This window comes from Variovorax sp. VRV01 (assembly GCF_014852545.1).
In the GTDB taxonomy this organism is placed as follows: Bacteria; Pseudomonadota; Gammaproteobacteria; order Burkholderiales; family Burkholderiaceae_C; genus Variovorax; species Variovorax beijingensis_A.
The window spans coordinates 42,703-55,000 of record NZ_JACVBS010000024.1 but is presented as its reverse complement, the minus strand read 5'-3'; the positions used below and the strand labels follow the sequence as shown (position 1 = coordinate 55,000).

The 12,298-nt window shown below is 69.6% G+C and carries 11 protein-coding genes (1 of these 11 cut by a window edge); 4 read left to right on the top strand and 7 right to left on the bottom strand.

Annotated features, from left to right (window positions below):
* Both IB278_RS29685 and IB278_RS29680 read left to right on the top strand, forming a co-directional pair.
* Positions 1-804, top strand: the 3' end of a protein-coding gene (locus IB278_RS29685) for an ATP-binding cassette domain-containing protein (protein ID WP_192327468.1). It extends 1,107 nt beyond the left edge of the window; 804 of the gene's 1,911 nt are visible here — the last part of the coding sequence; the start codon falls outside the window, past its left edge; the stop codon is at positions 802-804.
* 93 nt (positions 805-897) lie between these two features.
* A complete protein-coding gene (locus tag IB278_RS29680) occupies positions 898-2,637 on the top strand; it encodes a phospholipase D family protein (RefSeq protein ID WP_192327465.1) in 1,740 nt (579 codons plus the stop codon).
* A 10-nt stretch (positions 2,638-2,647) separates the two neighbouring features.
* Here the strand turns inward: IB278_RS29680 and IB278_RS29675 are convergent, their stop codons facing one another.
* From IB278_RS29675 to IB278_RS29660, 4 genes are all read right to left on the bottom strand, one after another.
* The gene (locus tag IB278_RS29675) at positions 2,648-3,556 is read right to left on the bottom strand and encodes a copper chaperone PCu(A)C (RefSeq protein ID WP_145739857.1); all 909 of its coding nucleotides are present in this window, start codon (positions 3,554-3,556) and stop codon (positions 2,648-2,650) included.
* 34 nt (positions 3,557-3,590) lie between these two features.
* Positions 3,591-5,873, bottom strand: a complete 2,283-nt coding sequence (locus IB278_RS29670; protein ID WP_192327462.1) for a TonB-dependent receptor — start codon at positions 5,871-5,873, stop codon at positions 3,591-3,593.
* A 117-nt stretch (positions 5,874-5,990) separates the two neighbouring features.
* Positions 5,991-6,362, bottom strand: coding sequence for a DUF2946 family protein (locus tag IB278_RS29665; protein WP_124958820.1), 372 nt, complete (start codon positions 6,360-6,362; stop codon positions 5,991-5,993).
* Between the two features lie 11 nt (positions 6,363-6,373).
* On the bottom strand, positions 6,374-7,516 hold the full coding sequence (locus IB278_RS29660) for a TraB/GumN family protein (RefSeq protein WP_225613255.1): 1,143 nt from the start codon (positions 7,514-7,516) through the stop codon (positions 6,374-6,376).
* Between the two features lie 120 nt (positions 7,517-7,636).
* Between IB278_RS29660 and IB278_RS29655 the strand changes: the two genes are divergently transcribed.
* Both IB278_RS29655 and IB278_RS29650 read left to right on the top strand, forming a co-directional pair.
* Positions 7,637-8,050 carry a VOC family protein gene (locus IB278_RS29655; RefSeq protein ID WP_145739852.1) on the top strand — a complete coding sequence of 138 codons (414 nt, stop codon included), beginning with the start codon at positions 7,637-7,639 and terminating at the stop codon, positions 8,048-8,050.
* A complete protein-coding gene (locus tag IB278_RS29650) occupies positions 8,047-9,258 on the top strand; it encodes a toxin-antitoxin system YwqK family antitoxin (RefSeq protein ID WP_192327459.1) in 1,212 nt (403 codons plus the stop codon). Before IB278_RS29655 ends, IB278_RS29650 begins: the two co-directional genes overlap by 4 nt.
* Positions 9,259-9,262: 4 nt before the next feature.
* Here IB278_RS29650 and IB278_RS29645 read toward each other — a convergent pair whose 3' ends face one another.
* The 3 genes from IB278_RS29645 to IB278_RS29635 are packed head-to-tail and all read right to left on the bottom strand — an operon-like array spanning position 9,263 to position 12,261.
* Positions 9,263-10,237 (bottom strand): Bug family tripartite tricarboxylate transporter substrate binding protein, encoded by a 975-nt coding sequence (locus IB278_RS29645; protein WP_025569699.1) that lies wholly within the window; start codon positions 10,235-10,237, stop codon positions 9,263-9,265.
* A 3-nt stretch (positions 10,238-10,240) separates the two neighbouring features.
* A complete protein-coding gene (locus IB278_RS29640; protein WP_145739848.1) occupies positions 10,241-10,471 on the bottom strand; it encodes a hypothetical protein in 231 nt (76 codons plus the stop codon).
* A complete protein-coding gene (locus IB278_RS29635; protein WP_192327456.1) occupies positions 10,468-12,261 on the bottom strand; it encodes an FAD-dependent monooxygenase in 1,794 nt (597 codons plus the stop codon). The genes IB278_RS29640 and IB278_RS29635 overlap by 4 nt, the downstream gene beginning before the upstream one ends.
* Positions 12,262-12,298: the final 37 nt, after the last annotated feature.

Sequence of the window (12,298 nt, the reverse complement as noted above, 5' to 3'; positions counted from 1 at the left end):
ACCAACCTGCAGGTGGCGTATTTCGACCAGATGCGCGACAAGCTCGACCTCGATGCGACGCTGGAGGACTTCATCAGCCCGGGCAGCGAATGGATCGAGATCGGCAGCCAGCGCAAGCACGTGAAGAGCTACCTTTCGGACTTTCTCTTCTCCCCCGCGCGCGCCAATTCGCCGGTTCGCTCCCTGAGCGGCGGCGAACGCAACCGGCTGCTGCTGGCGCGCCTGTTCGCGCGCCCTGCCAATGTGCTGGTGCTCGACGAACCGACCAACGACCTGGACATCGACACGCTCGAACTGCTCGAAGGCCTGCTGCAGGACTACGACGGCACCGTGTTCCTGGTCAGCCACGACCGCACCTTCCTGGACAACGTGGTGACCAGCACGATCGCCTTCGAGGGCGACGGCCACTGGCGCGAGTACGAGGGCAGCGTGCAGGACTGGCTGATCCAGTCGAAGCGCGCGCGCGAGATCGCGGAGCAAAGGCAGGCCGCCGGCGCCGCGCCTGCCTCCTCGCCGCCCGCACCGGCACCCGTCGCCACCGAGCCGGCGCCCGCGCGTCCGGCCGGCGCCGCGCGCAAGAAGCTCAGCTACAAGGAGCAGCGCGAGCTCGAGGCGCTCCCGGCGCAGATCGAGGCGCTCGAGGCCGAGCAGAAGCGCATCGGCGAAATGCTCGAGCTCGACGGCGGCGCCATCTACGCCACCGACGCTTCGCGCGCGGCCGAGCTGAGCCAGCGCCATGCCCAGATCGACGACGAGTTGCTGGCCGCGCTGGAACGCCAGGAAGAGCTGTCCGTCGGGCGCTAGTCCATTGGTTCTACGCCGGACTGTCCCGCCGTCCCACGCCGGGGCGCCGCCGACTGGGATATATATGCGGCTTCCAAGCTCCGGGAACGCCGCATGTCTTCCTTCTACGCGCTCTTTGGCCGATCCATTGCGCTTCTTGTCCTCGTCCTGCAGGGCGCCTGCGCACAGCTGCCCGAGCACGTCGACCGGCCGGTTTCGACCGCGCTTTCCTCGCCCAACGGCACCGCGCTGGAGGCCTTGGTGCAGCAGCGGCGCAAAGCCGACGGCGCGCGCTTCGAATCCGGCTTCCTGCTGCTCGCGGGACCTCCGGCCGCCTACGGCAGCCGGCTCGCTCTGATCGAAGGCGCGCAGAAAACGCTCGACCTGCAGTATTACGCCATCCATGCCGACGCCAGCACCGGCCGGCTGGTGCGGGGACTCCGCGCGGCGGCCGAGCGCGGCGTGCGGGTGCGGATTCTGCTCGACGATCTGCACAGCACCGGGCGCGATGCGCTGGTGCTGGGCCTGGCTTTCGTGCCCAACATCGAGATGCGCCTGTTCAACCCGCTGGCCGGCGCGCGCGGGTCTTCGTTCGCTCGCGCGCTCAACTCGATCGGCGATGCCTCGCGGATCCAGCAGCGGATGCACAACAAGCTCTTTCTCGCCGACAACGTGCTCGGCGTCACCGGCGGGCGCAACCTGGGCGATGCCTATTTCGGCAATGCGCTGAAGGGCAATTACATCGACGTCGACATCCTGGCGGCCGGGCCGATCGTGCGGGACCTGTCGCGCAGCTTCGACAGCTACTGGAACAACGAACGCGCCTATCCCGTCCAGTCGCTGGTCAAGCGCAGCGAACTGGAAGCCATCCGCGAGCGCGCGCAGCAGGCCGACCGGGAACTGGCCGACGAATCGGCCCGTGCGCAGAACTCACCGCCGCCGGCAACACCCGAGGCAGAACCGAAACCAGGCGCCGCCCCCACGCCGGCACAGCTCGCCCGCGCCTGGGACGAAAAACCGATGGACCTGCAAACCGCCCGCTTCGTCTGGGCGCCCGCGGTGATGCTCGCCGACCAGCCCGGAAAGATCCCGGCCGACAAGGGCGCCGGGACGACGAGGGCGCCGGGCCTGGTCGTGAGCCAGCCCGGGGACGCCGCCAGTTCGTCGCGGCGCGCGGCGGCGCTCGAAACCAGCTCCGACCTTGCCGCGGGCAGCGACACGGTGGTCGAAGGCCTGCTGCAGCTGATCGGCCAGGCGCGCACCGACCTGCTCATCATCTCGCCCTACTTTGTGCCCGGCCCGGACATGAAGCAGGCCTTCGCGGCGGCTCGCAGCCGGGGCGTGCGCATCCGCGTGCTGACCAACTCGCTGTCGTCGAACGACGCGCCGGTGGCGCACGTCGGCTACTCGCGCCATCGCGAGGACCTGCTCAGGATGGGCGTGGAACTCTACGAGCTGCGCAGCGAGCAGGCCAGCGTCGGCAACGCCTTCGGCTCGTCGGGCAGCGGCGGCAGTCTCGGCGAATCGCGCTCGATGCTGCATTCGAAAGTGCTGGTGATGGACGGCCGGCTGCTGGTGGTCGGCTCGATGAACCTGGACCTGCGCTCGCAGCTGCAGAACACCGAGATCGCGCTGCTCGTGCGCAGCGCCGAGCTCTCGCGCGCGGCGTCCGCCCAGATCGAGCGCGGCATGCGCGAGGGCTCATGGCGGGTCGAGCTGAACGATGGCTCGCTGGTCTGGCGGGCGCCCGAAGGCAGCGGGCTGAAGGACACCTCCACCGAGCCCGACGCCAGCCTGACCCTGCGCCTGCTGCTGCGGCTGTTCGGGCCGCTGGCGCCGGACCAGCTGCTGTAGGGCGCAGCCGTCAGTGCTTGTGCTGATGGGCCGGCGCGGCGGCGTCGGCCCCTTCGGGCGCGCCCACCGGCAGGTTCAGCTCGAGCGAGCTCTTCTGGCCCTTGGCATCCTCGAAACGCAGCGTCATCGGGACGGTCGAACCCTTGGCCAGCGCCTGCTTCAGGTCCATCATCATCACGTGGTAGCCGCCCGGCTTGAGCTCGACGGTCTGGCCGGCGGGCAGGTCGAGGCCGCCCGGCAGCTCGCGCATCTTCATGGTGTCGCCTTCCATCTTCATCTCGTGCACCTCGGCCACGCCGGCGGCCGGCGTCGTGATGCCGACCAGCCTGGCGCCGGTGGGCGCAGTGAGCTTCATGAAGGCCCCGGTGCCGCTCTGGCCCGGCACCGACTGGCGCACCCAGCCATCGCGCACGTCGACCGTGGCCACGCCCTGCGCCACCACATCGAGCCTGGCGGCAGGGCTCTTGAGCCCAGCGGTCGAGCTGCCCGAGGCCGGCACTTCCGCCCAGTCGATGCTGCCCACGTCGCAGGTCTGCAGCACCTTGAACCACAGCGGGCCGGGGGTGCCGGGCACCTTGCCGCGCAGCACGAACTCGGCGCGCTCGCTGGCGGGCAGCGCGGCCTGGGGGCTTTCGGCGGTCCAGCGCACTTCGCCGTCGCCGGCGTTCTTCTGCACGTCGAGCTTCCAGCCCTTGCGCGCCTGCGCGTCGCTCAGCAGGAAACCCTTGGGCAGGCGCACGGCCAGGCCGGTGGTGGCCTTGGCGCCTTCGCAGGCGTGGCCGACACGGAAGGCCGCGCTGTAGTCGCTGCCGACGGTAACGCCGCCGCGAGGCAGGGTGACATGGGCGAACGCGGCGGCCGTGCCTGCCAGCAGTGCGCATGCGGCAGCGGTCTTCAGGATGAGGCGTGGGTGGTTCATTGCGGGAACTCCTTGAAAAAATCGGTGAAGAGAATCAGAGGTCGAACTTGAGTTCGGCCACATAGGTGCGTTGCGGATAGGGGTGGAAGGCCCAGTACTTGTTGTTGTTGAGGTTGTCGATGCCGAAGGCGGCGCTCCATTGCCGGTCGATCCGGTAGCGGATGCGCGCATCGACCACGAAGAATTTCGAGAAGCCCATGTAGGCCGCGCCGTTGCCGTCGGTGTTGTCGAGCGTGCCGTACTGCTTGCCGCTGTAGCGTGCGCCGACGGTGTAGCTCCATCTCGCATCGGGCCGGTAGGTGGCGAGCAGCGTGGCCCGCAGCTTCGGCACGCGCGGCTGTTCGCGGCCGACGCTGGCGGGAAAACCGCTGTTGGCCGCGATCTTCGAGCGCGTCAGCGTGAGGCTGCCGCTCAGGTCCAGCCCCTTCACGCCCACGTCGACCGCGTTGAGCGCCACCTCCAGCCCGCGGGTGCGGATGGCATCGACGTTCTGCACCGTGCTCACGAGATTGGTGAGGGCCTGGCTGTAGAGCGCATCCTTGGTGTTCTCGAAAAAGAGCGTGGTGCGCAGCACGCCGTCGAGCCCCCAGCCTTTCAGATCGCGCTCGGCGCTGAGCTCCGTGGTCCACGAGCGCTCCGGGCGCAGGTTGGGATCGGTGTTGACGATGCGGCTGCCGTCGATCGAGCCCTGGTAGAGCTCGCTCACGGTCGGCATGCGCACTGCCCGGCCGGTCGATGCCTTGAGCAGCCAGTCCGGCGTGGCCTGCCAGGCAAGCGCGGCCTTGGGCGAGTCGTAGCTGTTCCTGCGCGGTGCAAAGTCGAGCAGCTTCGTGGCGTTGCCGAGCTGGCCTCCATAGGCTTCCCAGCGTTCGTGGCGCAGGCCGAGCGTGGTCTTCCAGTCCTTGGCGAAGCGCCAGGTATCCTGCACGTAGAGCGACTGCAATCGCGTGTTGCCGTTGAAGGCGGAGAACGGCGACACGGCCGGCCCGGCGATCCAGTCGAAAGTGTTGCCGACGCCGGTGCGCAGGCGGGCCGTGTCCTGCTGGAAGCCGAAGTCGACCACGTGCGCGCCCACGCCCTCGGCCGAGCCGGTGGGCCGCCATGTGCCGGCAGCCTTGAAGGTGTGCCAGCCGGAGCCGCCCATGTCCGTGATGCGCCCCGGTCCGCCATTGAAGGCACCGGGCAGGGACGTGGTGGGCGTGCGCGAGGTGTCGCGCGCATAGTCGAACAGGCTCGCGGCCACTTCCCAGTCGAACACGCCCCCGGTGTGGCTCTTCACCGAAAGGCCATGCATGTAATGGGTGAGCGCGGTCTCGGTCGGCGCCAGCGCGGCGCTCGGCGCATCGAGGTTGTAGCTTCGCCCGGCGATGTTCACGCGCCCCGAATACACCGGCCGGCCGAAGGCATCGCGCAGGTAGGTGGCGACGCCGCCGTGCGTGGTGTTGTTCCAGGCGCCGAGCGTGTAGGTGGCGCGCGCCGTGGGAGAGAAGTCGTAGGCCAGCTTGAGCTTGGCCTGCTCCTGCGTGGTGTCGTAGATCGTCGAGCCGCCCACCAGCCACCAGGGCTGATTCGACGGGTTCAGCCCCGGCACCGCGCCCGTGACCGGCGTGCCGGCGTTGCCCAGGGCGCCGGCGCTGGCGAGGCGGTTGCCGAACACCAGCGCCTGCCCTTTGCTGTGGGTGCGCGAGGCGCTGAGCCACCACGACCAGTCGCCGCTGCGGCTGCCCAGCGAGAGCTCGAGTTGCTGGCCGGCGGGTGAGGAATGGCTGCCGTACAGGTCGAAGTTCGAGGCGAAGCCGCTGAGCTTGGCGTGCGCTTCGAGTTTCGTGGGCATGCGCGTCACGTAGTCGACCACGGCGCCGGCCGAGTTGCCCGGATAGGCTGCCGAGAACGGCCCGTACAGCACGTCGACCCGCTCGATCTCTTCGGGCGACACCATGCCCCAGCGCGGCGCGTAGGTGGCGCCATTGCCCAGCGGGTTCGACAGCATGATGCCGTCGGCGTACACCATCGAGCGCGCGCTGTTGCCTGTGCCCGAAGCGCGCGTGGCAAGCACCGCATGGTTGAAATCGCCGATGTAGCGCTTGCGCACCACCAGGCTGGGCAGGTACTTGAGCGCGTCTTCGCCGTCGGTGGCGTTGACGGTTTCGGCGATCTGCTCGTGCGTCACGCCCTCGATGGTGGTCGGAATCTGGGTCGGCAGCGAGGTCGGGCGGCCGTCGCTGACCGTGACGGTGCTCAGGGTGCGCGCAGCGCTGCCGCCGGATGGATCAGGCGCGTCCTGCGCCCACGCGGGCGCGCCAAGGGGAAATGCCATGGCGATCGCCACGGCGCGGGAATGCTTTTTCACAGGAAACCTGCTCCACGAACTTCAAGCCGGACAGGCCGCATGCACCCCTCGAATCGGGCGCAGTCGGCGACGGTTTTGACAGCTTCAGGAGAGGGCGGGAGGTCCGCGCGCCGGCAGCGGCGCGGCGGTGGCCGCGGCCAGGCGCGCGGCGGGAATGGACTGGACCACGCGGCCCAGCGGCAGGGGAAGGTCGAAAGCGGCGGCGGCCGGCGACGGCGGCGGTGCGCCGGTCAGCACGCACAGCGGGCAGTCCATGTGCGATGCGCCCATCTCCTGCACGCCGTCTTCGGTGTGGACCACCGCCTTGATCGAGCCGGCGCTCGAGCACACCAGTTCGACGGCCTGCGGATGCACGATCGGCGAGGCCACCGCCGCGCCGATCGAGAGCGCGAACCACAGCAGCACCCAGCGGCCGACGAGGCCGAGGAAGCGGGGATGGTTTCGCAGCAGGTGCATGGCGCTGGCGATTATCGGCGTTGTTTGCTCTTTGGTGCCGGTGCGCGCTGGGCGGACCTGGCATTGCCCGTGCTCCGGGTTCCCGAGGCCTTGGCGCCGGAAGCCTTGGCGCCGCGATTGCTCCTGGCCCCTTGCGCGCCGCGGGCGCTCGCCTTTGGCGCGGGCGCCGTCGGCACCGCGACGGGCGGCTGCGCCACCAGCGGAACCGCCGCCACCTGGAATCCGCGCGCCGCCAGCAGCGCCGGCAGCCCCTGCGGGCCGACCATGTGCAGCGCGCCCACCGCAGCGAACACGCGCTGGCCGCCCGCGTGCATGCGCTCGATGCCGTCGGCCAGGCCGGGATTGCGCTCGTCCAGCAGGCGCTTCATGAGCCGCTGCTCGGCCGGCGTGTTGAGGCAGTTGCACCACTCGGGGTAGCGGCCGAGCTTGTCCGCGTCGCCGCGCGCCCAGATGTCAGCCAGCTCCTTCATCTGCGCGCGCAGCTGGCCCGATTCCAGTTCGGTCAGGGCCGCGTCGATCTGCTCGGCCTCTTCGGCCTCGGAGCCGCCGGTCAGCGCCTTCAATTGCGCGGCGGCGTTTTCGAGGGCGAACACCGGCTTGCTGTTGTTGCGCGCGGAAACCGCCAGGGCCTCGTCGGCGCCGAATTCGGGGTACAGACCATCCGCGCGCGCCACCAGGCCCGCCAGCGACATGACCTGCAGGATGGGCTGCAGCCCCGCGGTCTGGCCGGGCGGCACGCAGGCCGCCTCGTTCTGGCGCGCCAGCCGCTGTGCGCGCTCGCCGCTGAGCAGCCGCGCGACCACGGCCGGGTCGGCCTGCTGCGTCAGGGGCTGCATCGCGACCGGGTCGCGCACGTCGAGTTCCAGCGCGAGCGCATCGCTCTGCTCCAGCGCCTTCTGCACCGTGGGCCCGGGCCGCACCCACTCGGCGCGCCCGAGATGAATGGTTCCATAGAGCCAGGATGTGCGCCCGTCGCGCTCGGCGCGCCACAGCAGGCCGCGGTCGGCCGCATTCCACTGGCCGACGGCGGCACCGGGCTTTCCGAGGCTGGCAATGGCGGACGGGGGGCAGGCGCCCTGCGCCGCCAGTGCGAAAACGCAGCAGGCGCCGGCCAGCGCGAGGCGCGGCAGGCGCAAGAGTACAGACGCCTGCATGCGCATCTTCAAAAGGGTGTCGCGCCTCGGCGCAACCAGGATCCGGAGTATCCGCAAGGCTTGCTCCACGATGAAAGAAAGTCCGGCATTCTCACAGCACCGCTGCCCATAATCCGGAACATGCAGAGCATCTTCCATCTTGCCTTCCACGTCCGCGATCTCGATGCGGCTCGCCGCTTCTATGGTCAGGTTCTCGGCTGTGCCGAAGGCCGCAGCACCGACACATGGGTCGATTTCGACTTCTTCGGCCACCAGATCTCGCTGCACCTGGGCGAACCCTTCGCCACCACGCGCACCGGCCGCGTCGGCGACGCGATGGTGCCGATGCCGCATTTCGGCATCGTGCTTGCCCTGCCCGACTGGCAGGCACTTGCGCAGCGGCTGAAAGACGCAGGCACCGACTTCGTGCTCGAACCGCAGGTGCGTTTCGAGGGCCAGCCGGGCGAGCAGTGGACCATGTTCTTCTGCGACCCGTTCGGCAATCCGATCGAGATCAAGGGCTTTCGCTCCCTGGCAGCGCTCTACGACAAATGAACCCTCCGCCCCGAGCCGCTCCCAGCCGGCTCGCAGCCACTGCGGGCAGCGGTACAAGCGCATTCCGGATCGCGGCCGCCGCACTCTGGCTCTTTGCGGCGGGCCTCGCCCACGCGGCCCTCGATTGCGAGCTCAACGACCGCAAGGTCAATCCCTCCGACGGCAGCAGCACCTCGGGCAAGACGGGGCTGATGCGCTGCAAGGAGCGCGAAACCGGCGAGCTCCAGCGCGAGCAGCAGATCCAGAACGGCGTCTTCATGGGCCTGGCGCGCTTCTATGAAAAGGGCAAGCTGGCCAGGGAGCACACCCTCAACGCCAAGGGCCACATCCACGGCCTCGCGCGCGAGTTCGCGCCCAACGGGCAGGTCGTGCGCGAGGCGGTCTACGACGACGGGCAGGAGCAGGGCCTCGTGCGCAGCTTCTACCCGGGCGGCCAGCTGCGCCGGGTCACTTTCTACCCGGCCGTTGGAACCGACCGCGCCTTCGTCGAGTTCACCGAACGCGGCCAGATGTCGGCCCTGCGCTGCGGCGAAACGCCCATGCTGGCGCCGGCCGTCGACGACGCCCGGCTGTGCGGATTCATCGGCGGGCCGTCGCAGGTCGATCTGTTCGATGCGGGCGGCATCCTGCGCTCGCGGCTGTCGTACCTGTCGGGCAAGCGGGTGCGCTCGCAGAACTTCTACGACAACGGCAAGCCTTCGGTGCAGGACGAGATCGTCGGCAGCCAGCGCACCGAGCGCCAGTTTTCATCCGAAGGCGTGAAGCGCCGCGAAACCGTGTGGCTGCTGGTCGAGCGCAGCGCGGTGCGGCAACGCGAGCAGGAGTTTTCCGAAAAGGGAACGCTGATCCGTGACCAGCGATGGAACCCGGCGGGCGAACCGATCGGCGACGACAGCTACCACCTCAATGGCCGGCCGCGCAGCAAGTCGGTCTACCGCGGAAGCGGCAATGCGCGCACGGTCGAGATCACCGAGTTCTACGAGAGCGGCCAGCGCGCCGCCCATGGCCACTACCTGGTGGCGGGCCGCGGGCACCAAGTGCCGGTGGGCACGCACCGGCGCTTCAGCGAAAAGGGCATCCTGCTGGCGGAATCGAGCTTCGATGCCAAGGGCCGCGTGACGCGCGAGCGCAGTTGGGACGAGAACGGCGAACTGCAGCACGACGAGCACGTCCTGGAAGACGGCTCGCGCAAGGCCTACACGCAGTAGCGCTTCAGTCCAGCTTGATGCCGGCCTGCTTGATGATCGGGCCCCAGCGCCTGGACTCGGCGCGCGACAGCGCCGCGAACTGCGCCGGCGTGCCCGGCATGGCTTCCATGCCGAAATCGTCGAATCGCTTCTGCACGGCCGGCGTGCCGAACGCGCGGTTCAGCTCGCTGTTGAGCCTGGCGACCACCGCGGGCGGCAGCCCCGCCGGGCCGAGGATGCCCTGGAACGCGAACACCTCGGTGTTGGGCACGCCCACTTCGGCCAGCGTCGGCACGTTGGGCAGCGCCTTGCTGCGCGCGCCCGAGCCGATGGCCAGCACGCGCACCTTGTTGCCCTGCATGATCGGCAGGCCCGAGGCCAGGTCGAGGAACATGCACGGCACCTGGCCGCCCATCACGTCGGCCATGGCGGGCGCCGCACCCCGATAGGGAATGTGGGTGATGAAGGTGCCGGTGCGGGCCTTGAACATTTCCATGGCCAGGTGGTGCGGCGAGCCATTGCCCGGCGAGGCGTAGTTGACCTTGCCCGGATTGGCTTTCACATAGGCCAGGAACTCCTTGAAATTCTTGGCCGGAAAGTCGGGATGCACCACCAGCGCGAGCGGGAACTTGCCGATCGCGCCGATGTAGGTGAAGTCCTTTTCCGGATTGAACGGCAGCTTGCCGAACAGGTGCTCGTTGAAGGCCAGCACCGCGTTGTCCGCCGAGAGGATGGTGTAGCCGTCGGGCTTGCTCTTGGCGACGAGGTCGGCGCCGATGTTGGTCGAGGCGCCGGGGCGGTTGTCGACCACGATCTGCTGGCCCAGCGTCTGGCGCATGGCTTCGGCCAGCACGCGTGCGATCACGTCGGTGCCGCCGCCGGCCGGATAGGGCACCACCCACTTGATGAGTTGCGCGGGGTAGTCCTGCGCGCGGGCAAAGGGCGCGGCGGCCACGGCGGCGCCGGAGGCGAGCGTGGCGAGAAGGGTGCGGCGATCCATGGATCAGTCTCCTTTTTGTTGGGGTTCGGTTGCGGACAGCGATGGTACGGGCAGCGCGTGCAGTGCGTCGGCCAGCGCGGCGCGGCAGCGCGCCTCGTCGCCGACCTGCTCGAACAGCAGCAGCGCGAGGCGGGCCAGGAACAGCGATTCGCGCTCGGCGCCCGCTTCGGTGATGGCGCGCGCGCACTCTGCGTAGAGCCGGTCGCGCGCATCGGATGAAAGCGCTGTGGTCATGCGGAGATCTCCGTGGAAGCGGCGGCCGCGGCGCGGGCCAATGCAGCCCGCAGTGCGCCGCGGGGCATGCGCCGCCAGCGCGCGGCCACATGGCCGTCGGGGCGCAGCAGGTAGACGGCGCCGCCGCGCGCGCCCAGCGCCTCGAACACGGCGGGGCCGGCCTGCGCGTCGGCACCTTCGATGCCCGGGCCTGCAATGGTGCGCACCGCGAACGGCAGGAGGCCGCCAAGCACCTGTGCCACTTCATCGTCCGGCAGCGGCACGGCATCGGCGCCCGGCTGAAGCACCAGCAGCGTGAAGACCGGCCCGATCCAGTCGGTCAGGTGGCCTTGCTCGAGCTGCTGCTCGGGCATGACCTCTCCGGGCAGCGGGCCCGCAGGCAGCGCATCGCCTTCGCTCGACAGCGCCGAATCGGCATAGCGCACGGCCTGCGTCTGGCGCGGGTTGATCAGCTGCGCAATGCCGCGATGCACCTGCGACAGCGAGAGCGCGGCCTCGCGCAGCAGGTCGAAGCCGCGCGACGGCGGCGACATGAACTCGGTGCTGCGCATGGCGTTCTCGGCGTTGACGTGAAAGGCCCCGATGCGCTCCTGCGAATACGAGTCGAGCAGCGACGCATCCGAAAGCCCGCGCGCCACGAACGCCAGCTTCCAGGCCAGGTTGTCCGCATCGTCGAAGCCTGAATTGAGGCCGCGCACGCCGAAGATCGGCATCGCATGCGCCGCGTTGCCCGCGAACAGCACCCGGCCATGCCGGTAGCTGTCGAGCGTCATCGCCCCTGCGCGGTAGACCGAAGTCCAGACCGTCTTCCACGGCAGGTGGCCTTCGCCGATGGCGTCCAGGTGGCGCTGCACGAATTCGGCCACGGCCGCCGGCTGCAGCGCTTCCTCGGTGCTCTGGCCTGCGCGCAACTGGTAGTCGATGCGCCAGATGTCGTCGGGCTGGCGGTGCATCAGCACGGTCGAGCCCGGGTTCCACGGCGGGTCGAACCAGGCGCGGCGCTCGGTCGGGTGCGTGCTGTGCAGCTCGATGTCGATGATCACGTAGCGGCCTTCGTAGCCCGTGCCCTCGAGCGCGAGCCCCAGCGCCTTGCGCACGAAGCTCTGGCCACCGTCGCACGCGGCAAGCCATTGGCTGTGCAGCCGGTAGGCGCCTTCGGGGTTGCGCACGTCCAACGTCACGCCCTCTTCGTCCTGTGCGAGGCCGGTGAGCTCGGTGCCCCATCGGATGTCGACGAGCCCCGGTGCCGCCTCGTTGCGGCGATGGATTTCGTCCAGCAGGTACTGCTCGATGTAGTACTGCTCGAGGTTGATCATCGGCGGCAGCTTCTGCCGTTCGTCGTGCGGCATCTCGAAGCGGAACACCTCGGCCGTCTTGTAGAAGCTGCGCCCGCCGGTCCACGGCAGGCCCTTGGCCATGAAGGCCGGCCGCACCCCCAGGCGCTCCATGATTTCCAGGCTGCGGCGCGAGATGCAGGCCGCCCGGCTGCCCACGCACACCGTGTCGTCGGCCTCGAGGATCACGCAGCGCACGCCCTGGTTTGCGAGCCCCAGCGCAAGCGCCATGCCGACCGGCCCGCCGCCCGCGATCACCACCGGATGGCGGCCGGGCTCCATACCGTCATGCGCGAGCGCGGGCGTGCGCGCCGGGTAGCGCGTGTAGTGAAAGGCGCCAACGGCGGGCGGCAGTCCGGTGGCGCTGGCCGGCGGCGGCACGGGGCCGCTGGCGGCATCGGCGGCCCGTGTTCCAGGCGGCGGCGCGGCGGCCGCAACGGTGGGGTTCGTCATCATGCAGCGGGATTGTCCCGATGCGCGGCGCCGGCCATTG